Source organism: Streptococcus sp. AM28-20, from assembly GCF_003603595.1.
Taxonomy (GTDB): Bacteria; Bacillota; Bacilli; order Lactobacillales; family Streptococcaceae; genus Streptococcus; species Streptococcus ilei.
Genome location: NZ_QTNK01000001.1, coordinates 945,619 through 972,067 on the forward strand (window position 1 = coordinate 945,619; position 26,449 = coordinate 972,067).

General features: G+C 42.2%; 20 protein-coding genes. 4 read left to right on the plus strand and 16 right to left on the minus strand.

Annotation, left to right across the window (positions count from 1 at the left end; translation table 11 throughout):
• Positions 1 to 317: 317 nt before the first annotated feature.
• From thrS to ccpA, 4 genes are all read right to left on the minus strand, one after another.
• Positions 318 to 2,261: a threonine--tRNA ligase gene (gene thrS / locus DW738_RS04895; protein WP_123160483.1), complete on the minus strand. Its 1,944-nt coding sequence runs from the start codon at positions 2,259 to 2,261 to the stop codon at positions 318 to 320.
• Between the two features lie 379 nt (positions 2,262 to 2,640).
• The gene (locus DW738_RS04900; RefSeq protein WP_123160484.1) at positions 2,641 to 3,963 is read right to left on the minus strand and encodes a glycosyltransferase family 4 protein; all 1,323 of its coding nucleotides are present in this window, start codon (positions 3,961 to 3,963) and stop codon (positions 2,641 to 2,643) included.
• A 1-nt stretch (position 3,964) separates the two neighbouring features.
• Positions 3,965 to 4,963: a glycosyltransferase gene (locus tag DW738_RS04905; RefSeq protein WP_123160485.1), complete on the minus strand. Its 999-nt coding sequence runs from the start codon at positions 4,961 to 4,963 to the stop codon at positions 3,965 to 3,967.
• 252 nt (positions 4,964 to 5,215) lie between these two features.
• Positions 5,216 to 6,220, minus strand: coding sequence for a catabolite control protein A (ccpA, locus tag DW738_RS04915; RefSeq protein ID WP_006595886.1), 1,005 nt, complete (start codon positions 6,218 to 6,220; stop codon positions 5,216 to 5,218).
• Positions 6,221 to 6,380: 160 nt separating this feature from the next.
• Here ccpA and DW738_RS04920 point away from each other — a divergent pair, with 160 nt between their 5' ends.
• Positions 6,381 to 7,463: a Xaa-Pro peptidase family protein gene (locus tag DW738_RS04920; protein ID WP_123160486.1), complete on the plus strand. Its 1,083-nt coding sequence runs from the start codon at positions 6,381 to 6,383 to the stop codon at positions 7,461 to 7,463.
• Between the two features lie 24 nt (positions 7,464 to 7,487).
• On the plus strand, positions 7,488 to 7,826 hold the full coding sequence (locus DW738_RS04925; RefSeq protein WP_117744506.1) for a cytochrome O ubiquinol oxidase: 339 nt from the start codon (positions 7,488 to 7,490) through the stop codon (positions 7,824 to 7,826).
• 371 nt (positions 7,827 to 8,197) lie between these two features.
• On the opposite strand, the gene DW738_RS04930 is transcribed toward DW738_RS04925, so the two are convergent.
• From DW738_RS04930 to DW738_RS04945, 4 genes are all read right to left on the minus strand, one after another.
• On the minus strand, positions 8,198 to 8,647 hold the full coding sequence (locus DW738_RS04930; protein ID WP_123160487.1) for an Rrf2 family transcriptional regulator: 450 nt from the start codon (positions 8,645 to 8,647) through the stop codon (positions 8,198 to 8,200).
• Between the two features lie 111 nt (positions 8,648 to 8,758).
• Positions 8,759 to 9,601, minus strand: coding sequence for a metallophosphoesterase family protein (locus tag DW738_RS04935; protein ID WP_123160488.1), 843 nt, complete (start codon positions 9,599 to 9,601; stop codon positions 8,759 to 8,761).
• Positions 9,602 to 9,669: 68 nt separating this feature from the next.
• Positions 9,670 to 12,387 carry an FtsX-like permease family protein gene (locus DW738_RS04940; RefSeq protein ID WP_123160489.1) on the minus strand — a complete coding sequence of 906 codons (2,718 nt, stop codon included), beginning with the start codon at positions 12,385 to 12,387 and terminating at the stop codon, positions 9,670 to 9,672.
• Between the two features lie 11 nt (positions 12,388 to 12,398).
• A complete protein-coding gene (locus DW738_RS04945) occupies positions 12,399 to 13,100 on the minus strand; it encodes an ABC transporter ATP-binding protein (protein WP_023023941.1) in 702 nt (233 codons plus the stop codon).
• A 546-nt stretch (positions 13,101 to 13,646) separates the two neighbouring features.
• Here DW738_RS04945 and DW738_RS04950 point away from each other — a divergent pair.
• On the plus strand, positions 13,647 to 14,207 hold the full coding sequence (locus DW738_RS04950) for a TetR/AcrR family transcriptional regulator (RefSeq protein WP_023023946.1): 561 nt from the start codon (positions 13,647 to 13,649) through the stop codon (positions 14,205 to 14,207).
• Between the two features lie 323 nt (positions 14,208 to 14,530).
• A complete protein-coding gene (gene nt5e, locus DW738_RS04955) occupies positions 14,531 to 16,732 on the plus strand; it encodes a cell surface ecto-5'-nucleotidase Nt5e (RefSeq protein WP_123160490.1) in 2,202 nt (733 codons plus the stop codon).
• Between the two features lie 70 nt (positions 16,733 to 16,802).
• Here the strand turns inward: nt5e and DW738_RS04960 are convergent, their stop codons facing one another.
• The 8 genes from DW738_RS04960 to rnr all read right to left on the minus strand — a co-directional run bounded on the left by DW738_RS04960 (position 16,803) and on the right by rnr (position 26,437).
• Positions 16,803 to 17,633 carry a PrsW family glutamic-type intramembrane protease gene (locus DW738_RS04960; protein ID WP_023023951.1) on the minus strand — a complete coding sequence of 277 codons (831 nt, stop codon included), beginning with the start codon at positions 17,631 to 17,633 and terminating at the stop codon, positions 16,803 to 16,805.
• Positions 17,626 to 19,287: a C69 family dipeptidase gene (locus DW738_RS04965; RefSeq protein ID WP_023023953.1), complete on the minus strand. Its 1,662-nt coding sequence runs from the start codon at positions 19,285 to 19,287 to the stop codon at positions 17,626 to 17,628. Before DW738_RS04965 ends, DW738_RS04960 begins: the two co-directional genes overlap by 8 nt.
• Before the next feature lie 213 nt (positions 19,288 to 19,500).
• Entirely contained in the window at positions 19,501 to 20,196 is a 696-nt protein-coding gene (locus DW738_RS04970; RefSeq protein WP_042361427.1) for an LrgB family protein, read from the minus strand.
• Entirely contained in the window at positions 20,196 to 20,567 is a 372-nt protein-coding gene (locus DW738_RS04975; RefSeq protein ID WP_023027106.1) for a CidA/LrgA family protein, read from the minus strand. Before DW738_RS04975 ends, DW738_RS04970 begins: the two co-directional genes overlap by 1 nt.
• A gap of 131 nt (positions 20,568 to 20,698) precedes the next feature.
• The gene (gene tehB, locus DW738_RS04980) at positions 20,699 to 21,559 is read right to left on the minus strand and encodes an SAM-dependent methyltransferase TehB (protein ID WP_023027107.1); all 861 of its coding nucleotides are present in this window, start codon (positions 21,557 to 21,559) and stop codon (positions 20,699 to 20,701) included.
• A 159-nt stretch (positions 21,560 to 21,718) separates the two neighbouring features.
• Positions 21,719 to 23,464 (minus strand): C69 family dipeptidase, encoded by a 1,746-nt coding sequence (locus DW738_RS04985; RefSeq protein WP_123160491.1) that lies wholly within the window; start codon positions 23,462 to 23,464, stop codon positions 21,719 to 21,721.
• A gap of 182 nt (positions 23,465 to 23,646) precedes the next feature.
• A complete protein-coding gene (smpB, locus tag DW738_RS04990; RefSeq protein ID WP_023023962.1) occupies positions 23,647 to 24,114 on the minus strand; it encodes an SsrA-binding protein SmpB in 468 nt (155 codons plus the stop codon).
• Entirely contained in the window at positions 24,077 to 26,437 is a 2,361-nt protein-coding gene (rnr, locus tag DW738_RS04995; RefSeq protein ID WP_120701736.1) for a ribonuclease R, read from the minus strand. The genes smpB and rnr overlap by 38 nt, the downstream gene beginning before the upstream one ends.
• Positions 26,438 to 26,449: the final 12 nt, after the last annotated feature.

Genomic DNA, 26,449 nt, shown 5'->3' on the forward strand with positions numbered 1-26,449 from the left:
TTTAAAAATGGGAGTTATACTTTGATTTGTAAAGAAAGAGAAAGAAAAAGGTTATGCAATGGAAAAATGATATCTAGATAATAGAAGCTAGTAAAAACACCTCTTAAATTATTATTTTTCATCAATACAAAAGAGAGTGGGACAGAAATCGGTCATTCGTTAGAATTCGATTTCGTCGTCCCACCTCCGCACAGTTGATTAGGGCTGTAAAAGCTGATGAAATCAGCGTAGTAGAGCCCACTCAACCACTGCGTCTTGATCGACAATCCAAAGACAATTGAGAGGCTAGGACTTTTGTCCCAGCCTCTTTCTATCTTTTATTTTTCAACACGAGATTTATTTGCGATATCAGCAAGAATCAAGTCTACAAATGCATCTACCGGCATGGTTTCTGTTTCTTTTTGACCATAACGGCGAACGTTGACGGCTTGCTCTTCCATTTCCTTGTCACCAACGATCAATTGGTAAGGAATCTTTTGCGTTTGTGAAGCCCGGATCTTGAATTGCATTTTCTCATTGCGTTCATCCACATCGGCACGAACCCCACGGTCACGAAGTTTCTTCGCTACTTCCCATGCGTAGTCCACATGTTTTTCATTAGAAACTGGGATAAGGGTTACTTGGTGTGGTGCCAACCAAGTTGGGAAGGCACCCTTGTAGTTTTCAATCAAGATCGCTGTGAAGCGTTCCATAGTTGAGATAACCCCACGGTGGATCATAACTGGGCGGTGTTCTTCACCATCAGCTCCGATGTATTTAAGGTCGAAGCGTTCTGGAAGCAAGAAGTCAAGCTGGATAGTAGAAAGGGTTTCTTCTTTACCAAGGGCAGTCTTAACCTGGATATCCAATTTTGGTCCGTAGAAGGCAGCTTCACCTTCAGCTTCAAAGTAGTCAACGCCCATTTCATCAAGGGCAGCACGAAGCATGGTTTGGGCATTTTCCCACATTTCATCGTTATCAAAGTACTTGTGAGTATCTTGAGGGTCACGAAGAGAGAGGCGGAAACGGTATTCATTCAAGTTGAAATCTTCATAAACATCGATAATCAACTGAAGAGCACGTTGGAATTCTTCTTGGATTTGTTCTGGAGTCACAAAGAGGTGACCGTCGTTGAGAGACATTTCACGTACACGTTGAAGACCTGTAAGGGCTCCAGATTTTTCATAGCGGTGCATCATCCCGATTTCAGCGATACGGATTGGCAATTCACGGTATGAGTGAACATGGTGTTTAAAGACTTGGATGTGGTGTGGACAGTTCATTGGACGAAGAACGAATTCTTCACCATCTCCCATATCCATAGTTGGGAACATGTCCTCTTGGTAGTGATCCCAGTGACCAGAAGTCTTGTAAAGCTCTACAGAAGCAAGTGGTGGAGTGTAAACGTGTTGATAGCCAGAAGCCAACTCTTTATCGACGATGTAGCGTTCTAACTCACGACGGATAGTGGCACCATTTGGCAACCAGAATGGAAGACCTTGACCAACTTCTTGAGAAATCATAAAGAGATCCAATTCTTTACCAAGTTTACGGTGGTCACGTTCTTTGGCTTCTTCACGCATTTGAAGGTAGTTCTTCAAGTCTTTCTTGTCAAACCAGGCAGTACCGTAGATACGTTGCATCATCGCGTTGTCACTATTTCCGCGCCAGTAAGCACCTGCTACATGGAGAAGGTGGAAGATTTGGATACGACCAGTTGATGGGACGTGTGGGCCACGGCAAAGGTCTACGTATTCACCTTGACGGTAGATGGTCAACCCACCTTCGTCTTCTGAGTGCTCTTCAATCAATTCCAATTTGTATGGGTCGTTCTTGAAGATTTCACGCGCCTCGTCTTTAGTCACTTCTTCACGGATAGATGGGAAGTTTTCCTTAACGATTTTTTGCATTTCTTCTTCGATGCGAGGAAGGTCTTCGTTAGAGATTTGACCAGCTTCATTGTCAGTATCGTAGTAGAAACCATCTTCGATAGCTGGACCGACACCCAAGTGGATATCTGGGAAGAGGCGACGAGCTGCTTGGGCAAACAAGTGAGCCGCTGAGTGACGCAAGATTGGAAGGGCGTCTTCGTGATCAGGTGTCACAATTTCGATGCTCCCGTCTTCGGTGATAGCACGAGTGGTATCAATCAATTTGCCGTTGAATTTACCAGCAAGAGCTTTTTTAGCTAGGGAATTGCTGATGGATTGGGCAATGTCAAAAGTAGTCACGCCAGATTCGAATTCACGAACAGCGCCATCTGGGAAAGTAATCTTAATCATAATCTTCTCCTTATAAATTTTTAAATATCTTATGTTATAGTGAAACTCTTTTTTATTTCTTCATCAAAAAAACAAAAAAGCGACCTCCTCGAAAGGACGTCGCAACGTGGTTCCACCTTCATTTATGTTCCTCAAAAAAGAGGAACACCTCTGATTGGCTCTAACGTGGCCACCGTTTTATGTTTGCATAAAAAGTTCACCGAGTAGTCCCAAACCTATCCTCTACGCGATTTCCAGCCCCACGCGCTCTCTATCAGATTTCCTAGATTTGATATGTCTCTGACTAGTATTATAGCACGATTGAAATATTTTGCAAGAGGAAAAAGCCTCTCATCCGTAAGAGGTCCTTCTTTTGATCCTCTTACTGATTTGATTTACTCTAATCCAATAACTTGGTGATATTACGAATCTTTTTCACCTGTTTAAAGGAACCCTTCATGATTCTCACAGACCCATTCACAGGCATAGCGATGACCTTTTGTGGAATTTTCACAATGGACTTGGTCACCCGTTTGGTACGGCTTTCCTCAGGATGGCGTTCATTATAAAAATCTTTCGAAATAATGGCGTCTAGATAGAACTCATAGACCCTGCGACCAAAGTTTGTAGAAGAAATTTCATACAGCTTTTCCTCCCACTTAGCCTCATCCTTCTCTGGGGTGGCTATGGTCGCTTCTAGAATAGCTGCAGCCAAATCTTCTTCCTGGTCATACAAGATTCCGAACATCCGATCATTGATCACATTATCTAAATAAGGATTTCTCTGAGCAATTAAGGGGGTCCCACTAGCGATGCTCTCCAGATAAGTAAGACCTTGCGTCTCACTCGTTGAAGCAGAAATGAAGAAATCTGCCGCCTTATAGTAAAGAGCTGTTTCGTTCGGTGGAATCATCCCTGTGAAGATCACAGCCTGTTCGATGCCTAAATTTTGCACCTGTTTTTTCAAATCCCCTAAATAAGGCCCATCTCCTGCCACAATCAATTTAATATGCGCATTTTCTTCTAAGACTTCAGGCAGGGCAGCAATGACCGCTTGGATATTTTTTTCATAAGAAACCCGTGACAAGCTCAAGAGCATGGTTTCACCCTCTTGAATTCCTAATTTTTTACGAAGGGCTTGCGTTTCTACTTGCGTGATTTCAGGTCGTTCAAACTTTGCCAACTCAATTCCTGTTGGAATAATCCGTTTCTCAGCCTTGACCTTGTATTTTAGCAAGAGGTCATAGACAATCTCACTCGGACAGATCACCCCATCCAAGTCATTCATATACCCACGGACGATGTATTTGACCATACTTGGTCGGATAACCATCCCCTTAGCAATATAACGCACGTAATCTTCATACTGGGTATGATAGGTATGAATCACTGGGATTCGAAGCTCCTTAGCAATCCAAACCCCGAGTAGTCCTAAAGAAAACTCTGTCTGTGTATGGATCATATCCAGTTTGTATTGTTTGGCAATGGCCAAAGCCTTGGTAAAGCCGCGATAAGCAATCCGCCGATCCTTAAAAGCAAAGAAAGGGATACTTGGAATGCGGATAATTTGCCAGTCCTCATAGCGGTTGACATCCTTATCCGTCGTCGTAAAGATAAAAACAGTATGTCCCAACTTCTCCAATTCTGTTTTAAGGGTTCGAATACTGGTCGCAACCCCCGATACCTGCGGAAAATAAGTATCTGTAAATAATCCAATACGCATATTACATCTCCAATACCTGCTGATAGGCTTTGACTAGTTGATCGGCTACCAAATCAATTGAGCGACTTTGAGCGACCCGGTCTCCCGCATCTCGCTTATCCACTTGACCAGACAAGACTTTTTCAAGAGAGTCCACAAATTCATCCACCGAATGACACAATTCTGCCGACTTTTGGTCCACCCAACCATGATAAACTGGAATATCCCGGAGGACGACATGCTGGTGAGCCGCTAAGGCCTCTAGGACAACAATCCCTTCCGTTTCCTCGTAAGATGGGAAGAAGAAGGCATCCGCACCCGTCATGGCCCCTTGGAAAACAGCTCCTTTAAAATAGCCAGGGAATTCCACGTTGCTCGGATGGTCTTTCTCTACCAAACGACGAATAGCGCGAGGGATCAACCATTTATTAATCGATCCCAACCAAATAAAGCGGACATCTGGCATCCGGCGAGCAACTTCTACAAAGTCTTCAATCCCTTTTCGTCTAAAATAGAGACCCGCACATAGAACGACCTTCTCTCCTTCTTGGATATTAAAGTGCTTCCGAAAAACCTCTTCTTTTTTAGGATCTTTTTTATATTTAGACAAATCGATCCCATTGGAAACAGCGACAATTGGAGTCTTGACCCCGTAGGATTGAATCAGCTGCTTAGAATACTCTGAAGGGGTAATAATAAAATCGGCTTTTTTATACATGTGAGCCAAGTATTTGCCAAATAAGGAAGCAAATAAATTGGACCCGATAAAGGAATTTTGGAAATCTTCCCGTGTGGAATGCCCATGCATAATGACCTTTTTCCCCCGACGTTTAGCAGCATGTAAGAGTAACAAACTCCGAGGACCATAGGTATTAATATGGACCACATCATAATCTCCTAAAATATCTGTCGTATAGGGAATCCCAGCCAAATCCAAGGCATGCATCTGATGTTGGAGGGCACGGCCAATCCCTGATTTTTGTAAAACGGATTTTCCTTCAAGATACAGTAAAACTTTCATACCCTCTATTATACCTGATTTGGCAGACCCCTTCAAGTTTTACCGGAGATTCATATAGAGACAAGAAAAAGAGAGTGGGACAGAAATCGGTAATTCGTTAGAATTCGATTTTGTCGTCCCACCTCCTCACAGTTGAGTAGGTCTGTAAAAGCTGATGAAATCAGCGTAGTAGAGCTCACTCAATCACTGAGTCTTGCTCGACAATCCAAAGACAGTTAAGAGGCTAGGACTTTTGTCCCAGCCTCTTGGTCTTTACTTTTTAGTAGTCCCACGATGATTGATGGTATGGGCAAGAAGAACTTCTCTTTCTTCCAATTCTTCCTTATGCATAATTTTTGTCAGCATCCGCATACTGATAGCCCCCAAATCATAAAGTGGTTGGCCAACAGTTGAAAGATTTGGACGAGTGTAGCGTGTAATTTGTGAATCATCACTGGTAATCAACTCAAAATCTTCCGGTACGTTCACACCTTGATCAGCTAGACCATTAAGCAAACCTGCTGCCAATTCATCCCCAGTTACAAAGGCTGCTGTTGCTTTAGATGCAATGATGCGTTCAGCCAAGTTATAGCCTTCTTCATAGCGGTACTTAGACTCAAAGACCAAGCCTTCACTATAAGACAATTTTTTTGCTTTCAAAGCATCTTTGTAGCCAGCCAAGCGAATCTTACCGTTGATATCATCTACTAATGGTCCACTTACAAAAGCAATCTTTTTATTTCGTTTAGCCAATAGTGTAACCGCGTCTACTGTCGCTTGCTTGTAATCGATATTGACACTTGGCAATTGATGTTCGACATCAACTGTCCCAGCAAGGACCACCGGTGTCCGAGAACGAGAGAATTCTGAACGAATCTTTTCTGTCAAGTGATAACCCATGAAGATAATCCCATCGACCTGTTTTGAGAAAAGAGTATTGACAACAGAAACTTCTTTATCATCGTCTTCATCGCTGTTGGCAAGGACGATGTTGTACTTGTACATTTCAGCAATGTCATCGATCCCCTTTGCCAGAGTAGAGAAATAACTATTGGTAATATTTGGAATCACAACACCTACCGTTGTGGTTTTCTTACTCGCAAGTCCACGAGCTACTGCATTCGGACGATAGTCCAAACGTTCAATGACTTCCAATACTTTTTTACGAGTATTTTCCTTAACGTTCTTATTTCCGTTCACGACACGGCTAACAGTCGCCATTGAGACACCCGCCTCTCGGGCAACGTCGTAAATGGTTACAGTATCGTCTGTATTCATATTACTTCCTTTCTTTATTGAAAATTTCGTTTTCAGTCTTCTATAACAACTATTTTATCACTTATTGTAAACACTTTCAAGCATTTTAACATCTTTTTGCAAACTCTTGATTTTTTAGGGAAAATCTGACAAAATATTATCAATAGAAAGAAGGTAGCTTATGTCTAAATTAGATCAAATTGTAGCATTTCTTGAAACTGAAAAAACAGATGTGGCTGTTGTATCCGATCCTGTCACCATCAATTACCTAACTGGATTTTACAGTGATCCTCACGAGCGTCAGCTCTTCTTGTTCGTTTATCCAGACCATGAACCACTTCTTTTTGTCCCTGCTCTTGAGGTAGAACGGGCGACTGCAGTTGTGGATTTCCAAGTGGTAGGGTACGTGGATTCTGAAAATCCTTGGGAAAAAATCAAAGGGGCTAGCGCTAATCCAGAAGCCAAAAAGGTCGCTTTGGAATTTGATAATTTGATTTTGACCAAGTATCATGGGCTTCGTTCAGTCTTTGAACAAGCAACATTTACCAATCTCAGCCCTCGGATTAACCGCATGCGCTTGATTAAATCTGCTGATGAGATCCAAAAGATGTTAGTTGCTGGTCAATATGCGGATAAGGCTGTCAATATGGGATTCGACGCCATCTCACTGGATAAAACAGAAACTGATATCGTCGCAGAAATCGACTTTGGCATCAAACGCTTGGGCTATGAAATGAGCTTTGAAACTATGGTCTTGACTGGTAATAATGCAGCCAACCCACACGGCATTCCTGGAAGCAACAAAATTGAAAAAGATGCTCTTCTTCTCTTTGACTTGGGCTGTATGGTGAATGGCTATGCTTCAGATATGACGCGAACAGTCGCTGTTGGAAAACCCGATGACTTCAAGAAAGAAATCTACCATTTGACTTTAGAAGCTCAACAGGCTGCCCTAGATATGATCAAACCAGGTGTAACAGCACATGACGTAGACCGTGCTGCCCGGAGCGTCATTGAAAAAGCTGGTTATGGTGAATACTTCAACCACCGCCTCGGACACGGTATCGGAATGGATGTGCATGAATTCCCTTCTATCATGGAAGGAAATGACATGGTCATCGAAGAAGGCATGTGCTTCTCAGTCGAACCAGGCATCTACATCCCTGGAAAAGTCGGAGTTCGGATTGAAGACTGTGGCTATGTCACAAAAGATGGCTTTGGTCTCTTTACCGAAACCAGCAAAGACTTGCTCTATTTTGATTAAGTTAGATAATAAGGAGATTGTTGTATGATTGTTTGGCGTGGTAAAGGCTTGCTCGTTCCCCTTGCTCTTATGATTGGAGGAGCTTTGGCGAATATGATTTATTCCTTCCTGCATCTTAATGTAAATAAGAGTACAGATAGTATCATCTTAGGATGTATGTTGGGAATTCTTGCTGCAGCAGTCAATTATTTGCTAACAAAAAAATTTGTTTCCGATCAAGTTCGGTATATGATTGATGAGGAAACAGGGCAACGTATTGCTTTCCGCGATCGTTCTTCTTTCATGTTCATTCCTAATCGTTACTGGACATGGATTTATGCAATTGGATTTATTCTAGTTAGTGTCTTATTTACTAAAAAATAAAAATTAGATAAACTTTAAATCATTTCATTCAACAAAAAAGCCTTTCAGTTTACACTGAGAGGCTCAGATTAAAGAAATAGTATTCCTAGAAACTTTCCTTAGGTGAGTACGGACGTCATGGAACTTCTACGAAGTTCCATGACTTAGTTTTGAACCTAAGGTTTCAAAACTCCCGAGTGCTTGAAACGAAAACGTTTCAAGCATTTTTCTCACGGCGGAAAGTTTCGGATATGCTTTAATGATTCAAAGCAACATGATAGTTTTTTGAAAAATTACCTAGCTATCTTAAGTAAAAAGTAGTTTGTCTACATTCAAAGCCTTTCAGTATATACTGAAAGGCCTTTTTACATCAAGTTTCTTACAGAATCAAATCAAGAAACGGTTGCTAGCTCCATTTGTTTCTTGGTTTGCTCCACTACTTCTTTGAGGCTGGTCTGAGCCATTTCCTTTTCCATGGCCAATTGAATCTCTTCCAGCTTTCCATCTAGGACGCCATGAATGCTATTTCCAATCGGACAAGCTGGATTTGGATGCTCGTGGAAACCAAATAATTGACCGGTCTTTCCAAGGCATTCAACAGCCTGATAGATATCTAACAAACTAATTGCTTCCAATTCTTTGGCCATCTCAGCGCCACCTGTTCCACGCGCTACATGGATCAAGCCTGCTTTTTTTAATTGGGATAAGGTCTTCCGAATAATAACCGGGTTCACCCCAACGCTACCAGCAATCATATCACTGGTCACCTTGGTGCAGTCTCCTTTTAAAGCAATCATCACTAATACATGGGTTCCAATGGTAAAACGACTTGAAATTTGCATCTCTTCACTCCTTTCTGCCTGTTTGGAAGGTCTCATCTACTGGACAATTTTCAGTAGATGATGCTCATTATCCCTATTATACTCTTTTATGTTGTAATGTCAACAGTTACACTATTGAAAGAAATCCTCTAACCATGCATTAATCTCTTGATCATGGCCTTCTCTCCGCTCAATTTCATGAAGCAGCTCATGATTATGGGTATGGTGAATCCCATTGACTAAACTTTCATAGTAAACTTGGAAGTAAGGTAGTTTCAGATCCTTAGCGAGTTTGAGTTCTTTCTCAATGTCATAGGACACCCGCCGAAAGTCAACATCTTTCAAACCCGATTCATCAAACTCTAGAATAGCATACATGGCCCGGAGATCCTTTCGAAGATTGGCTTGCAAAAAGAAGGGCTGGCCGATAGAACCTGGATTCAAGATGAGCTCTCCACCACTTCCATATCGGAAAAATTGTTGGTGAATATGACCATAGACTGCTAGATCACAAGGGGGATTGGTTACGAGGCGATCAAAATCTTTCTGGTCTCCTATATGGATCAATTCTCGTCCCCAGTTTTTGTCTGGCAGATGATGGGTGATGCCCACTATTAAGCCAGAAACTTCCCGATGCACTTGCATGGGCAGACTTTGCATGGCCTCTATTTCTTCTGGACGAATTTCTTCTAAGATATACTGACAATGGCGCATCAAATAACGGTGACTAGCCCTTGATGGATCCAGCATCCCCTTCATCGCTCGCCACAAGCTATCTTCCCAATTTCCTAAAATCTGTACGGTGATAGGCAATTCTTCAAGTAGGTTCAAAAGATGTCGTCTACCAGTCCCCGGCATAAGGACATCCCCTAATAACCAGTATTCTTCTACACCTGCCCGCTTGGCATCTTTAAGCACAGCCTCTAAAGCAGTTGTATTCCCATGTATATCCGAAAGCAAAGCAATTTTTGTCATGTCTCTTCTCCTTCTCTCATTATACCAAAGCTCTTAAAAACTTCCACCCTAGGGTAGAAGTTTCTTTTTTATTCAACAGATTTCAAAGCCTCCAGCATGTCTACCTTACGAAGATGATGATTAACCAAGATTCCTAAGCTAGCTAGGATCAGAATGACGCCAGCGATAGGATAAAGATAGACACCAAGGGCCACCCGCGGATAGAAGAGAATGGCATCTGGGGCGATCATGGCAATCAAAAAGCGATGGAGATAATAGCCTCCTAGCAAGCCCAATCCTATCCCAACAAGAGATAAAAGGATGGTTTCTCGATAAATATAAAGTGTGACTTCTTGATGATGAAAACCTAATACCTTTATGGTTGATAACTCACGGATTCGTTCTGCAACATTGATATTGGTTAAATTGTATAAAATAACAATCGCCAGCAAAATAGATACTAGAACTAAAATCATCATGGTCTTATTCAATGATTGGGCTACGGAATGAAAGAGAGAAATCAAGGAAGTGTTTTGCGTGACAGCAAGCACGGCTCCATCTTCCATCATGTCCCGACTGACCTTCTGGACCGACTGATGCGAAGGTGACTGTAATCGGACCAAATAGGCATTCTTCTTAGCCTTTTTTCCATAGATTTTCTGATAGTTTGCTTGATTCATATAGACGAAATGGCCTACATAATTTTCAGTAATCGTAGCTACCCTAATCTTATGACCATCTAGCCGTAAGTCATCCCCAACTCCCACCTTAGCTAGTTGCGCTAATTTACTACTAATCACCGCCCCATTGGATAGGTCGAGTCCTCCCTTTTCTGAGCGGAGACTGATAAAAGGTTCCAAGCTGTTTTTTGATGATACCATTAATGTAACTGTTTGCTTTCCAAGTCCGGATGGATAAGAAGCCTCCAGTTGTTTTGTAAAAATGGCTTCTGTTTCTTTTATATCTGCCTGCTTCAAGCGCTTCTTCAAGGATTGTTCCTCTTCGTCTGTCAGACTGGATTTGATCGAGAGAATCATATCGTATTTAAGGATTTCCCCAAACTGACGTTGGGGTACTCCACCGACAGATGATTGAATTCCCAGACCCGCAAAGAGAAGGGCTACCGAACCAGCAACACCAAAGATAGTCATAATCATCCGCTGTTTGTAACGAAAAATATTTCTAACGGTCACCTTTTGGGTGAAACTTAGACGTTTCCATAAAAAATGAAAGCGTTCGAGCAAAATACTGGATCCAGAAACTGGTGGCTTGGGGAGTAGGAGCAGACTGGCCTCTTCCTTCAATTCTCTTCTAGCAACCAGATAAGCTGGAAAGACACTAGAAAGGAGAGAAAGTCCTAAGGCTAACAAAGTATAGGACCAATAAAAATATTGTTGGCTTGGTCCTACGACCATCCCCTGAGTGATAATTTGCGAAATGGTCCCCGATAGAACATAATGACCGATAAGAGTTCCTAGGCCTGTCCCAACTGTTCCAGCAACAAAGCCATACAGGAGAAACTTTGCCAAGATATCTTTCGTTCGATAGCCCAAGGCTTTGAACAAGCCAGCATGGCTCCGTTCTTCATCAACAAAACGAGTCATGGTCGTAAAGGTGACCATGGCAGCGACTGCGTAGAGCACCACAGGAAATAGATTGCCTACCTCGGAGATACTGGCACTGGCATTACTATACATGAGGTAACCCTGTCCGCCTGGAATGGTTTTTCGATCGTAAACATGATAGTTTGGTAGAGCTAGATTCTCTAATTCTTCCTTTGTCTTTTCCAGGTCCTTTTGTTTAGTTGCTAGTTCTGATTCACCCGTCTGTATGTTGACCAATTCCTGATCTAGTTGCTTTTGGGCTTCTGCCAACTCGCGTCGTCTCGCTTCTAATTCTTCTTTGGGAAAGAGTGTAGAAAGCTGATTTAGTTTATTGGCTTGCTCCGTCAATTGTGTCTGTGCTTGGCCTGCCTTTTCACGCGCTTCTGCTAACCGTTTGTTTGCACCATCAAGTTCTTCTTGGCCTTTTTTGATCTTTTGTTTCCCATCAGCCTGAAGTTTTCGATAGCGCTCCTGTCCATTTCCAGCTAGGAGTTTTTCCAGCTCCTTTTGATGGGAGACCAGACGGTCTTGGTAGCTAGTTGAGAATGGATTTAGCCCCCTCAAATCATCAAACCGAATCCGAGCAAGGCTATAAACAGGACTAGTAAAGGCTCCTTTTGAGAGGACCCCATAAGCATCTAAGGAACCACTTCCACTCGTAGCTTGTCCCAAGTCTTTTTCGGACCACATCTCAGCAGACTTTATAAAGCCAACAATTCGATAATTTTTTGACTTTAGAACAGATGGACTTCCTGCCTTTGCATGGATACTTATCTGATCCCCAATCTGGTAACTATCTTTCCAAAATGCTGCTAGAGCTACCTCATCTTGTTTCTGCGGAAGTCGCCCTGAAGTCAGCTGAAAGCGCGAGATGGCTTCTGGAGTGGAAAAAAGTCGAATAGCCTTGTCCTTTCCATCTATTGTCACATCCGTCAAGTAGGAAAATTCCAAGCGAGCCCCAGTCAAGCCTCTCAGTTCCTCTTGATCAGTCTTGTCCAAACCAAAATCCCCCATTACTGCTAGGTCCAACATCTCTTGTTGGTCAATAAAGCGTTGGGCAGTCCGATGCATATTTGGGGTCGTTACTTTTAAACCGACGAGGGCTAAGGTTCCTAGCATCATCAGTGTTAAAATGGATAAAAAGCGCCCTTTGGAACTAGTAAAAGAATGGAATAAATCTTTCCAATATACTTTTCGCTTCATGACTACCCCCCCTAATACTCTAGGTTTTCGATATCTAACGGAGATTTATGGATGGTCACGGTTTTTACTTGGGCATCATGCATCTGAATGACGCGATCTGCTATTGGTGCTAAGGAAGCATTATGGGTGACGATGATCACTGTTGCTCCTTTCTTACGAGACATGTCCTGAAGAATTTTTAAAACCTGTTTGCCGGTTTGGTAATCCAAAGCCCCTGTTGGTTCATCACAAAGGAGAATCTTAGGATTCTTTGCCACTGCGCGTGCAATAGCCACCCGTTGTTGTTCCCCACCAGATAACTGGGCTGGGAAGTTGTTCATTCGCTCTCCCAATCCAACCTCTCGCAAGACTTGTTCAGGATCTAGGGCGTCAGAAACAATTTCAGATGCTAGCTCAACATTTTCCTTGGCCGTCAAATTGGGAATGAGATTATAAAACTGAAAAACAAAGCCAACATCATTTCTGCGATAATCCGTTCGTTGGTGTGATGAGAAACTTGAGATGGCTTTCCCATCCACCAGAACCTCTCCTTCATCATTGGTATCCATACCTCCCAAAATATTGAGAAGGGTTGATTTTCCTGCGCCTGATGCTCCCAAAATGATGACCAATTCGCCTTTCTCAATTTCAAAAGTAACATCTTTATTGGCAATGATGTGCGTCTCACCTGTTTGATAGCACTTGTAACTATGTTTCATCTCAATATAAGCCATATTTCTTCTCCCACTTAAACACAAGTTCCTATCTTTATTATAGTCCTTTTTCACGGGAAGACCAAGGATAATCAATCTATGAAAACGACTAAAATTCCTGGAATGAACAAGCTCTTGACAATCATAAACTTATGGAGAAATCTGGACTATAAACTAATACTTTTCTATGCAAAAATAGACAATGAATAGGCTTGATCTTATCTAGTTCAAGAGAGAGAATTCTCCAAGCATCATCTGACCTCCTTTTCTTAGTTTGTGATATAATAACAAATATATTCGAATTATTTAATTGGTTTAGATAACTGATATTTCAAGTTTTTTCTTGTTTTTTTATATAATAGCCCCTTTGAAAGTAGATCTGGGAAAAAATTTTATAATCCTGCCAAAGTGGCTTTCACAGTATAAGAACAAGACCCGATTTTAAGCTATTTAGACTTATAGAATGATACTAAAATTTTATTCTGTTGAGGAATAAATTTGATTTCTGTATAATATGATGATTAGTGAACAATAATTTATACCAAACTACATGATAAAGGAGGAACTATGACCCGAAAAAAGAGAAAAACGAATTCTAAAAATGCTATCCGAAGTGCCCTATCACGCCTACTTCTTGAACAATCACTTGAGAGTCTTACCATTAGCCAATTAACAAAAGAAGCCGGCATTAATCGAGGGACATTCTATCTCCATTATGTAGACAAACAAGATATGTTCAACCAGCTAAAATCTGAACTATTAGGCGAGTTGGGAGAACTATTCGCTACAAGCACTGTCAATCGAGCAAATTTTCTTGCCTCCCTTCAATATATTCAAGATAATTATGATTTTATTTACGCCTTGATGCAGATGGATTACCAAGAGTTTCAGTTTCTAATGAAAAATTTCACCCTGCAACTTCTTGACGATACTCCACACGCCAAAGACCATTTGGTAAATAAATTCCAAGTTCCTTATAAGTATGCTGTTGAAATCTTTGCAGCTACGATTGAAGCAGTGATCACGAAATGGTTGTCAACTGGAGCAAAAGAAGAGCCGATCGAAATCGCAACTGTCGTATTAAGTGTTACTGACTTTACCACTTGGAACCAACCTATAACTGAATAAGAAAATGGAAAGTGGGACAGAAATCGATAATTCGTTAGAATTCGATTTCGTCGTCCCACCTCCGCACAGTTGAGTAGAGCTGTAAAAGCTGATGAAATCAGCGTAGTAGAGTCCACTCAACCACTGCGTCTTGCTCGACAATCCAAAGACAATTAAGAGGCTAGGACTTTTGTCCCACTCTCTTTTTTATTGCTAAGGCCAACTAGATGAAACACCAAAGCTCACACAAGAATTATTTACCCAAGCATCAGAAATCGTTTTCTTTTTCTTCTATTTTTAGCTATAATATTTAGTACGGAATAAAATAGAAAAGAGGACCGTTTATGAAAAAGAAGAAACTTCTTTTACCGATCTTATTGCTTGCTCCTGCCTTCCTAGCTTCTCAGGTAGCTGCAGATGAGCAAACAGCTCCTGAAACTAGCCTTGAAGCAGCTCCTGCTTCAACAAATGCTACGGATGCTGCAACTCCTGCTTCAACAGAAGCTAGTACTGCTACTTCCGAAGGTGCTACAGAGAGTTCAGCTGAGTTGCCTGAAGCAAATATCCTACATACCAACGACGTTCATGGTCGGATTGTCGAAGAAAAGGGTGTGATTGGAGATGCTAAATTAGCCGCCGTCATCGATGAAGAACGGGCGAAAAATCCATCTACATTGGTCGTAGATGCTGGGGATGCCTTCCAAGGACTCCCGATTTCAAATAGTTCGAAAGGGGAAGAACGGGCGAAAATTTTGAACGAAATTGGCTACGATGCTATGGCAGTCGGAAACCATGAGTTCGATTTTGGTTTGGATGAGGCTAAGAAATACAAAGAAATCTTAAACTTTCCACTTCTCAGCTCCAACACCTACATCAACGGTGCTCGCTTATTTGAAGCTTCAACCATTGTCGATAAAGATAAGAATGTAGTTGGGGATGAGTTTGTCGTTATCGGTGTAACAACTCCTGAAACAGCTACTAAAACCCACCCTAAGAATGTCCAAGGTGTCACCTTCACGGATCCTATATCAGAAGTAAACAAGGTCATTGATGAAATTGAAGCACGTGCTACTGCTGAGGGCAAGACTTACAAAAACTATGTTGTCCTTGCTCACTTGGGGGTAGATACTACTACACCAGTCGAATGGCGAGGATCTACCTTAGCTGAAGAACTTTCAAAAAATCCAAAACTGAAAGGTAAACGCGTCACCGTCATTGATGGACATTCCCATACGGTTCAATCAACCACTTATGGAGAAAACGTAACCTATAACCAAACCGGTAGCTACCTGAACAATATCGGCAAAATCACCTATCAAGCCAACCAATTGCTTGGAAATCCTCAACAAATTTCAGCTGCTTCAACAAAAAATGTAGTACCAAATGCAAAAGTAGCTGCCATGGTCCAAAAGATCAAGGAACAATACGATGCCGAGAATGCAAAAATTGTTCGTGACAATAGTCCTGTAGAACTAAATGGTCAACGGGAAAATGTCCGTGTCCGCGAGACCAACCTTGGAAATGTCGTAGCGGATGCCCTCTACGAATATGGTCAAACCGGATTTAGTCATAAGACTAACCTCGCTGTAACTAACGGTGGAGGCTTGCGCGAAACCATTGCCAAAGATAAGCCAATCACTAAAGGAAGCGTCATTGCTGTTCTCCCATTTGGGAATACCATTTCTCAAATTAAAGTAACCGGTCAGAATATTGCTGATATGTTTACGAAATCTCTTGGATCTATTTTACAAGAAAAAGATGGCAAAACAGTTCTTGATGAAAACGGTCAACCCCTCCTTGAACCAAGCGGAGGCTTCCTCCAAGTTTCTGGAGCAAAAGTTTATTACGATACTAGCCTACCAGCTGAAAAACGCGTCCTCTATGTCGAAATTAAAAATCCAGAAACCGGTCAATATGAACCTCTCAACCTTGCTAAAGACTACTACTTGACTACCAATGACTTCTTAGCAGCAGGTGGGGATGGTTACACCATGTTAGGAGGAGCTCGTGAGGAAGGTCCTTCCATGGACGTTGCCTTTGCAGATTACCTTGCTAAGGCAGATCTCACAGCTTATGCAGTGATTAATCCAAATTCTCGTACAATCTCTCTTTCTGCTAGCAAAGATTCAGATGGAGATGGTGTGGCAGATATTGAAGAAATCAAACAGGGAACAGATCCTGCTGATCCAAAGTCCTACCCAGGAAGCAATAACCAACCAGTTATCCCATCTACCGGTAAAAATGAGCAACCAACTAATCCATCTACCGGTAAAAAGGATCAAACATATATTCCAGCTCTAGTTGGTACGAATTCTCCTAATCAACTAACTCACCAAACAAAGAATACTTTACCATCTGCTAAGGATGATAAACAGGTCGATGCCAGCAACTATCACTTGTCAGTGACAGTCGCTAAAACATTCACAGCATGCTCTGCTACCCTGCCAGAAACAGGAACAACTGACTCTCCTGCTATCTATATGCTCGCTCTGTTGACATCCGTCTTAGCCTTCTTTGGTCTAAAGAAAAAAGAAGAAAGCAAATAGAATCTAGAAAAAAAGCTTAGAAACAAAAGTTTCTAAGCTTTTTAATGTATGATAGCTACTGAATCTTTCCTTAGTTTTTCTTTAAAAGGGCTAGATTCGGTTTTTTATAAGCAAAGAGAACCACCTCAATAAAGGTTCCAACTTGGAAGGCAAAGAGCAAGCCTACCAAAATATTGATCCGATGATCTGTTTCATAGAATGGGGAGTTCCATAAGAAGTGATTCGCCACCGTGGAGACCACACACCAGAGACCAAAGAGCTTTTCTTTTTGTTTGGTGCTCTGAGATAAGATGAGAAAGGCTCCAACAGAGACAACAGCCGTGTAGACTGCATGAGATGCTAAGCCACCAGAAATACGGTTCACTGCCTCCGTTACTGCTGAGAGGTCTCCAGATCGTGTTTGACGCGCCACATAACCAAGGTCTTCAATGATTTGGAATCCAAGACCAGATCCAAAACCGGCGATTAAAATCGATTTCAAATCTTTACGACCCAAAATCAAGAGAATCCAGAAGGCCACTAGAGCTTTAAAAAATTCTTCAGCAAATGGGGCTGTCAAAGCATCTGTCCATTTATTAAAGGTACTAACATCCTGAATGAGATGACTATTAAAATGGTCAATTAGGCTGTTCCCTGAAAAACTGAGCCAGCCAGCAACAAAAGCACCGCCAAACATGGTAGCCCACAAAACAAGCAGGGGAACCTCAAATCTTTTTGCAAGTCCTTTAATAAAGAGATAAAGAGGAACGACAATCACTCCTAAAACGAGCAGGTTTAAAACCAAATCTCTCCCTGCTACTTGGCTAAACTCTTGTTGAGAGAGAAAACCTAGCTCAAACTCCATACCAATCCCTGCTAAGACCAGAAATAGGAAGAGCAATATTCGTTGAAACTTATTCATCCTTCTTACCTCCCTTTGCTTTCTTTGTTTTGATGAAGAAAACTCCTACACCGATCACTGTCACAAGGGCTAGGCCAATCGTGATGATGAAGTCATAGTCAAATGGTACCAAATTGATCTCTTCTTCTTGGTTTGCATCTTCTTCATCCGTTAAATCGTCAATGGCGCCTTGTCCATATTGAGCAATCACTTTTTCTTCTGCTTCTTGACGAATTTCTTGTAGACGATCAAAGGTCTTTTGCGCACGAGCCATGCTCGTTTCTGTCGCTTTTAGACTCGCCTGCTCTGGCTGTGAAGCGAGGGCAATTTGTTCTTGGTCACTGATTTCTTGCTCAGCCATCCATTGAGATTCTAAGCGTTCCATTTCGGTACGGATTGCTCCATCTCCAAATAAATCAGGATATTTAGCAACTAAATCATTGATCCGAGACATAGTCCAATACCAAGATTGGGGATTATAGGCTGTTCCTAATTCTTGATAAGCTTGATAAGTATTGGTGATGTTTCCATAGTATGGAAGATATGGGGCATTTCGTGGGCTTCCCATCGCTAACCACATGGTTCCCCCACCAGCACTATCAGGAACATTGTCCTTTAGTTGGAAAATATGGGCTTCCATAACATTCGGATTCGAAATCGGGTATTTATAGACTTCATCAAACTTCCCTTTTTCTGGGATCCCTTTTCCATCTAACTCCATTTGATCTTGTGGTTTGAAGTCTGTTCCTTCTAATCGATTGCGTTGGAGATTCATCGCATCTCGTAGCGTCAATTTCCGATCCGTTGTATGCATCAAGTCAAAATAGTCGTCATCATAGTTCACATCTGCATCTGGATCCAGTGATTTAATACCAGACCAAACACGAGAACGGTCCGCCTCATGCAAAGGGGGATTGTAGGATTGAGATACATGGAATTGGCCATCGATTTCTTTATAGGATCCTGCATCACGGGCAACTTTTTCAACATCCTTGGAGGCAATCGTCCGTTCTGTATTTGTAAAATCTACATGTCCTAAGAAGAAGGTGTTTGGGAAGACAGCATAGCGATCTTCTGGGAAGAGAATCGCTACATACTGGTGACCAGAAAGAATCTCCATGTACCAGATTCCTTCCTTGTCCGCAATCGTCACAATATTACCTTCTGCCGCCCCTTTTTCTTCCACAATTTTTGCAATTAGCTCGACTCCTTCACGAGCCGTTTTTACACTCGGAAGAACAACACTAGTGAGAGCAGACTCAGCCAATCCGTCCTCTACATAAGGATCGACCTTTTGAATCTTGTCATTTGCAGAAGCTGAGACAGTCGCTGAAATGGACACTCCATGCTCATTAAAACCAGCTTCATCAAATACACCCTGTTCTGGTGTCACATCTGGGACAGCTGTATATTTATAACTTACTTCAGGGAGCTCATACTTAAAGCCATTGGTTGCATCTTCAAAGACATCCCCTTTCTTGTTATAAGTTCGTTCTCGCACCACAAAGTTCTTATTGTGGTTCGGTTCTAAGTCCTCTGTACGTCCGTACAAAGCATTCCCATCTGCTGTTAATTTTTTTCCGATGATAAAACCTGTACAGGCCTCTACCGGTTGGGCAAAGAGGAAGAGAGCAGTGATCAAGCCCAAGGCTGATCGAGCATATCGTTTCTTCATATTGAACTCCTTTAACTAAATATTAACCGTATAACCTCTTTTAGTATACCTTTTGGTCCAAGGTTTGGCAAGCGCTTACAACTACTGTAACCAATTAGTAATCTATCTGAAAATTGTTTGAAATTCAAATTATCATACACCTTCTCAATCTACCTGTACAATAAAAAAACTCGGAACTTCTTCCAAGCTTTTTTCTGAACACTATCATCCTTTTTAGGAAAGAATAAGGCTCGCCACAAGGGGACTTACAAAGACGTAGAAAACACCTGTTATCCCAATTGCTAAACCTCCCATAGCCCCGGCTACTTGACCATACTGAAAGGCTGTGCCAGTACCCACCGCATGACCTGTCCCTCCAAGGGCCAACCCAATGGCAACAGGATCCTCTACTTTTAGGAATTTAAGAATAGTCGGCCCCAAGACACTGGTTAGAATCCCTGTTGCCACAACGACGACCAAAGTTATTGTGGTAATCCCCTGCATTTTCTCAGTAATCCCCACTGCCATGGCTGTTGTCACAGACTTAGGAAAGAGGGAAATAGCTAGAAAGTACTTCATCCCATAAATCTTAGCCAAGACAGCTGTGAAAACTGTGTTGACCACTACTGCTAAAAAACTACTAAGAAGAATACTCTTGGCATGGTGCTTCATCAAATGGAAACTCTTATACAAGGGAATACCTAAGACAACCGTTGAGGGGACAATCAAATTGCTGAGGTAAGTCCCCCCAATATTATAAGCCTTATAGGAAATCCCTGTCAGTTTCAAGAAGGCGATGACCAACACCGTAGCAACTAAGAGAGGAGTCGTGATGGGATGAGGGAAGCGACGAAAAATCATCATCCCAATTAGATAGGCAAAGATGGATAAAGATATCCCAAAGAGAGGATTTGACCATAAATTTTCCATCATTTTTCCCCTCCTTCATAATTACCCTCATATCTGGTCTTGATAAATCCAACAACAAGCGCAATGAGACTAATATTGATGATGATAGCTCCCAGAATCATCAACACGATTGGAAATAAATAAGGCTGGATGACATCAAACTTATCCATAATCCCAACCGCTGGAGGTAAAAATAAAATGGTCATATTGGCTAATAGAAAAGACCCTACCAGGTTCACATGACGGAGGCGGAGCCATTTTAATTGCAAACAAAGAAATAGAATCAATAAGCCAATCATACTACCAGGAACTGGTAAATGAAATAATGTCGATATTCCCTCCCCGACTAAAGAGATGGTAAAGATAATCATCAGTTGAACATAGAGCTTCACATGTTTTACCTCAATATTGTTAAAAGATACACTACCAGTCTACTCCTTTTCTGTAAAAAATCAAGTGTTCTCAGAAAGTTTTCAAAAAAGACAAGGTGCCTCCTCAAAGGGAACCTTGTCTAGCTAATTATTTATTTTTTCTTTGCCAACATAGTCGCAAAGCGTAAGGCAATCCGATTGCCCTCTTCATCTCGTCTATGAAGATGACCTGGATTCTCATTGTATTTAATAAGTTCCCAATCTTTGTAGTAATCTGCTAGTTCACCTTCTTTAAAAGTAAAGGAGAAAGGTACCTGACAAGGATAGTCCTCTGTATCCATGGCACAAACAATCAAGTTATAGCCACCAGGATTGGTCTGGTCTTGCATATTTTGGATAATAGCTGGAATGCGATCTGCTTGTAAGAACATGAGGACTACCGTTGAAACAATCAAGTCATAGGTTTGCGTCAGGGCTGCTGAGTTAATATCATAGAGTCCCACCGTCATTTCCAAATCTTCTTGTTCCACAATACTTTGTAGGATTTCCAGAGCCAATTCATTTTGATCGACCGCCGTCACTTCAAAGCCCTGTTGGGCTAAAAATAGGGCATTGCGTCCTTGCCCACATCCCAAGTCCAGGGCCTTCCCTGGAGAAAGGGACTCCATAGCTTCTAGTACTTCTGAATGGACGGGGTTGCTATTATATTTTTTTGGGAAATAATCTTTGGGCTCACAGTAGAATTCTAAAAACCATTCTACATCATCTGTAAGGGCCTCTACACGGTGCCAAGCTTGCGGTTGAACCATAGGATTATCCGCACCTGCTTCAAAAACATGGCTGGCTACTTCTTCCCCATCTTCTGTCAGCTCGACAAACTTCAACTTTCCTTTGAGGACGGTAATCTTTCCCCAGGTTCCTATCTTGGTATTGTGCTTTCTTTGGACTGCTTCTGGCATGGTATCCTTAGTCCACAAAGGCATCCGCTTATAGGCAATCAATTTTTTAGGCATCCGTTTCTTCTCCTTCTTTCTATCTATTCCTATCATACAAAAATTGCAAGCAAATAACAATAAAAAGAGTGGAATTGCAAGCTTCCTTTGTGAAGACTTCTATTCCACTCTCTAAGAATCCATTTGAGACAGGAGGCTTATCTATCAGTCTCTATCTTCTTATTCTTCATTTTCATTCTTTTTTGATTTTTTAAAGTAGAAACCTGCCAAGCCAAATCCTGCAAGGGCTAAAACTCCTAAGATGGCGGTTAAACTGCTATTTGAATCACTTGCCTTCGTAGAAGACTGACTAGAAGCTGTTTCTTCCTTCTTATCCGTTTCTTTTGCTGATGCTTTTTCAGCTTCAGCTGCTGCTACCAGATTGGCCTTGTTATAGCCGTCATAAACAAAGTCTGCTTCCAAACCTTTTTCCGTACGAATCTTATCTTCCATCTCGCTTTCAACTTGCTTGATTTGTTTGAAGATGGTTTCCGCACGTTTGATAGAATCACTTGTTACTTCGTCTGCAGTAGCTTTCGCTTGATCATCAGTGAGTCCACTGTATTTTTGATCCAAAGCTGCTTGTTCCTTAATCCAACCTTTTTCCAATTCTTTCCACTTCTCTTGGATGGTGTTGCCAAAGAGGTCTGGGTACTTCATGACCATTTGGTCAATATGCCAAACAGCCCAGTACCATGAAGTTGGATCGTATTTGGCGGAGCGAACTTTGAATGGTGCATAGGTATCATTGACAATACCATAGAATGGCACATATGGGGTGTTCCGGCTTTGAGCGAGACCCAACCAAACGACACCACCAAACGGAGTTGGCAAGTCCTTCTTAATTTGGTAAACGTGGGCGTTGATGACATTTTCATTTCCCAAAGCGTATTTGTATTTATTGGTATCTACTTCTTTACCTGGTTCCACCAAGTCATCTGGAGTATATTGTTTGAGGTGTTCGAAACGGTTCCGTTGTTCAGCGAAAACATCTTCTAGACTATACTTCTTAGAAGGATCCGTTGGTTTGCGTAAGAGGTCAAAGTGCTTGTCATCATATTTGACATCCGCCTTCGGATCCATCAAGGTAATTCCTGCATAGGTCCGTGAGCGGTTGCGTTCGGTATATTCATCTGGACCATAAGAGTCTGCAATATGGAAGTTGCCATCTTTATCAGTCTTGTAGTGGTCTGCCTTTTTAGCAACTGCTTCCACATCTTTCGAAGCAATGACATTGTCCTTGTCCTTGAAATCCACATTTCCTAGATAGTAGGTATTGGCAAAGATGGCATAGCGGTCTTGAGGGAATTTAATAGCTACATATTGGTGTCCAGATAGGATTTCCATGTACCAGAGTTCATTTTTATCTGCTACGACAATAATGTTTCCTTCGGCAGATCCTTTTTCATCAAGTACCTTGGCAACCAACTCAATTCCTTCACGAGCTGTTTTGGCACGTGGAAGAACCAAGTCTACCATAGCAGCCTCAGCCAATCCATTTTTCACGAGTGGGTCTGCTTTCAAAATTTTATCGTGTGGGGTTGCCGATACTGTAGAGGTCATGGAAACACCAGCTTCGTTAAAGCCGTGTGCTCCGAAGTTCCCGTTGGAACCATCTCCATGCGCCGCATCATAAGTTGCGGTATATTTCATTTCATGACTCAAGTGCGGATAAGCAAAGCCATTGGATTCATCCTCCAACATATCCCCATCCTTATAGTCTTTGGCAGGTACCACTTCGTAAGTTTTATTGTGGCGACCACCATCGGGAGCATAAGGATAGTCTTCAGTCCGCCCGAAGAGCATGGAACCATCTGTCGTGAGCTCCTTCCCAACAATGATGGCTGAGCAAGCCTGAGCAACTTGAACTGGAATCAAGGCAAAGGCCATGAAAGCAATCATTAGTTTGACCAGTAGTTTTCTCATAGTCGATCTCCTTTATGACTACAAAAGAGGCTAGAAAAAATTTTCAAGCCGACGAAAAACAACTATACCAACGCTACCTTCAGTATACCCTTATCCAGATAGAAATGCAAGCGGTTTCAAAAAAGATCATTAAAAATAGGAACAGTTTTAAGCCTTTGCTTCAGCTGTTCCTATTTCTTGTTTTAACGTGTATTGTATTGTTTCATCACACGAGCAATATCGCGATTTTGTTCCCGCCGTTTGATGGATTCACGTTTGTCATAATCGTGCTTCCCTTTTGCTAAGCCCAGCAAGAGCTTGGCATAGCCGTCTTTAATGTAGACTTTAAGTGGGACCAGCGTCATCCCTGTTCCTTTGGTTTCTTGCTCTAATTTCTGGATTTGTTTTTTATGAAGAAGAAGTTTGCGACGGCGCTCTGGATCTTGGTTCCAGATATTGCCTTCTTCATAAGGAGCGATATGAACATTGCTCAACCAAACTTCCCCATTTTTCACTTGGGCAAACCCATCTTTCAAATTGATACGAGCTGCTCGCACACTTTTTATTTCAGTTCCTGTCAGAACCATTCCTGCTTCTAGCGTGTCTACAATTGTATAGTCATGGTGCGCCTTTTTATTTTGTGCGACGACCTTTCCCTCGCCCTTTGCCATGCTTGACTCCTTTCTTTGCTACTTCTTTGTAAAAAGGTTTCTTACTCTTTTTCTTCTTGTCTTTTGGAGAATGCTTGCGCTTGTTATCTCTAAAGCCTCCTTGCTTTCGCTCTCCTTCTTTCTTGGAAGGACGGCGTTTAGAAGATGGACCTCCTTCCTTACGCCCAGAAGCTTTATGGCCTTTTTCAATCAGATCCAGCTCACTTGGGATATAAGAAAAATCGATTTCTCCAGTCATCTTATCCGCTCTTTCAACCCTAATTCGGATCTCTTGACCAACTCGGAAGGTCACGCCTGATTTTTCCCCTCGCAAGGTCAAATCACGCTCATTAAAATGATAAAAACCAGGTAAGGTGGTGATGTGGATCAAACCTTCTACAGTATTTGGAAGTTCAACAAAGAGTCCAAACTTGACGACACTGGATACCAGAGCATCGTACTCTTCGCCAACATAGTCCTCCATATACTCTGCCTTCTTCATGGCTTCTACTTCTCGCTCCGCATCAATAGCGCGGCGTTCCCGACTAGAGGATTGGCTAGCGATATCTGGAATAACCTGTTCAAAATGACTAGCCACTTCAGAATCTTTTCCATACTCTCGCACCATACGGTGGACTAATAAGTCTGGATACCGGCGAATCGGACTGGTAAAGTGAGTATAGAACTCCGCAGCTAGCCCATAGTGACCATGGTTGTGCTCGGAATAGCGCGCCTGCTGCATGGAACGAAGCAACATCATGGACAAGACATCAGCATAAGGTTCCCCTTCTACCTTCTTCATGATATCCTGCAAGGTTTCCTGACTCATCGAACTAGCTGTCCCATAAATAGGTATGCCAAAGCTAGAGGCATAATCGATAAACTTTTGCACCTTCTCTGCTTTAGGTTCTTCGTGAACCCGGTAAATGAAGGGAAGTTTTCGTTTGGCAAAATGCTCAGCTACTGTCTCATTGGCAATTAGCATAAAGGATTCAATCATCCTTTCTGCAATTCCCCGTTGACGCAAGACGATGTCGACCGGTTTTCCTTGAGGATTGACCAGGATTTTAGCTTCACTGGTATCAAAGTTAAGGGCTCCCCGCTTTTCCCGCATTCCTTCTAAGATCTGATGAAGGCCAACCATAGCTTCAATACTTGGAACAATAGCTTGGTATTCCTCACGCTTCTCTTGGTCTCCTGCAATGATCTCATTGACATCACTATAGGTCATCCGGAAGGTCGTTTTAATAACTGTTTGGGTAATCTGGTAACGAAGGACCCGACCACGCTCGTCAATCTCCATAATGGCTGATTGGGTCAAGCGATCCACTTGAGGATTTAGGGAACAAATCCCATTGGAAAGTCGCTCTGGTAACATAGGAACGACTCGGTCTGTCACATAGACTGAGGTGGCGCGATTGAGGGCTTCCTTGTCTAGGGCAGAACCTTCAGTCACATAATATGAGACATCTGCAATGTGAACTCCAAGTTCATAGTTTCCGCCTTCCAAGCGTTTAATGTGAACCGCATCATCCAAGTCCTTGGCATCGGCACCATCAATGGTAAAGATGATTTCATCTCGAAGGTCCAAACGTCCCTCCATATCTTTCTCACTAGGCTTGTCTGGAATGCTTTCTGCTTCTTTGAGGACTGCTTCTGGAAATTCTGAGACGATATCCATGGACTCTAGGACTTCCAAGACATCGATTCCAGGATCTGTGACATGCCCAACCACATCTTGAACAGTGGCCACAAAGTAGTTGTGTTTGCGACTCGGATACTGCTCAATGGCAACCTTGAGAACTTCCGTCCCCTCCAATTGCAGGGCTGGCTTTTTCACGTAGATCCGTTGGCTAATCTTTTGATTCTTTGAAACGATGTAGCCTGCATACTTGGGCTTTTCTTCATCCAAAACAATCTGGCCGACAACTGTTTGGAGACTATGCTCCAAGACATCTATGATTTTCCCCTCTGCCGCTGTCCCCTTTTGCCGATCGGCTACCTTGGTGATCACAACCTCAACTGTATCCCCATCAATGGCGTGGTTGACATCATTTCGTCCAATAAAGAGATCCTCTTCTTCCCCCTCTAAGCTGACAAAACCAAAGCCACTCTTATGAGCATGAAAAATCCCTTTCACAGTAATAGTCCCTTTTGGTTTAGCATCAAGGAGACTTAAAAAGCCATTTTCTTCAAAGGTTAGTTGACGACGTCGCTCCATTAGCGAAATGGTCTTAATCAGTTCACGAAAACCTTTGGCATCTGTACTCCCAATGGCTTGTGCCAATTGATCAACCTGAGCTTTTCCCTCCTGTTTTAAATAATCAATAATTTTACTTTTCATATCTTGCGCTGG

What these genes read in the sequence shown, in the direction of transcription:
- thrS (WP_123160483.1), bottom strand. Translation starts at nt 2,261, where the DNA reads ATGATTAAGATTACTTTCCCAGATGGCGCTGTTCGTGAATTCGAATCT.
- DW738_RS04900 (WP_123160484.1), bottom strand. Translation starts at nt 3,963, where the DNA reads ATGCGTATTGGATTATTTACAGATACTTATTTTCCGCAGGTATCGGGG.
- DW738_RS04905 (WP_123160485.1), bottom strand. Translation starts at nt 4,963, where the DNA reads ATGAAAGTTTTACTGTATCTTGAAGGAAAATCCGTTTTACAAAAATCA.
- ccpA (WP_006595886.1), bottom strand. Translation starts at nt 6,220, where the DNA reads ATGAATACAGACGATACTGTAACCATTTACGACGTTGCCCGAGAGGCG.
- DW738_RS04920 (WP_123160486.1), top strand. Translation starts at nt 6,381, where the DNA reads ATGTCTAAATTAGATCAAATTGTAGCATTTCTTGAAACTGAAAAAACA.
- DW738_RS04925 (WP_117744506.1), top strand. Translation starts at nt 7,488, where the DNA reads ATGATTGTTTGGCGTGGTAAAGGCTTGCTCGTTCCCCTTGCTCTTATG.
- DW738_RS04930 (WP_123160487.1), bottom strand. Translation starts at nt 8,647, where the DNA reads ATGCAAATTTCAAGTCGTTTTACCATTGGAACCCATGTATTAGTGATG.
- DW738_RS04935 (WP_123160488.1), bottom strand. Translation starts at nt 9,601, where the DNA reads ATGACAAAAATTGCTTTGCTTTCGGATATACATGGGAATACAACTGCT.
- DW738_RS04940 (WP_123160489.1), bottom strand. Translation starts at nt 12,387, where the DNA reads ATGAAGCGAAAAGTATATTGGAAAGATTTATTCCATTCTTTTACTAGT.
- DW738_RS04945 (WP_023023941.1), bottom strand. Translation starts at nt 13,100, where the DNA reads ATGGCTTATATTGAGATGAAACATAGTTACAAGTGCTATCAAACAGGT.
- DW738_RS04950 (WP_023023946.1), top strand. Translation starts at nt 13,647, where the DNA reads ATGACCCGAAAAAAGAGAAAAACGAATTCTAAAAATGCTATCCGAAGT.
- nt5e (WP_123160490.1), top strand. Translation starts at nt 14,531, where the DNA reads ATGAAAAAGAAGAAACTTCTTTTACCGATCTTATTGCTTGCTCCTGCC.
- DW738_RS04960 (WP_023023951.1), bottom strand. Translation starts at nt 17,633, where the DNA reads ATGAATAAGTTTCAACGAATATTGCTCTTCCTATTTCTGGTCTTAGCA.
- DW738_RS04965 (WP_023023953.1), bottom strand. Translation starts at nt 19,287, where the DNA reads ATGAAGAAACGATATGCTCGATCAGCCTTGGGCTTGATCACTGCTCTC.
- DW738_RS04970 (WP_042361427.1), bottom strand. Translation starts at nt 20,196, where the DNA reads ATGGAAAATTTATGGTCAAATCCTCTCTTTGGGATATCTTTATCCATC.
- tehB (WP_023027107.1), bottom strand. Translation starts at nt 21,559, where the DNA reads ATGCCTAAAAAATTGATTGCCTATAAGCGGATGCCTTTGTGGACTAAG.
- DW738_RS04985 (WP_123160491.1), bottom strand. Translation starts at nt 23,464, where the DNA reads ATGAGAAAACTACTGGTCAAACTAATGATTGCTTTCATGGCCTTTGCC.
- smpB (WP_023023962.1), bottom strand. Translation starts at nt 24,114, where the DNA reads ATGGCAAAGGGCGAGGGAAAGGTCGTCGCACAAAATAAAAAGGCGCAC.
- rnr (WP_120701736.1), bottom strand. Translation starts at nt 26,437, where the DNA reads ATGAAAAGTAAAATTATTGATTATTTAAAACAGGAGGGAAAAGCTCAG.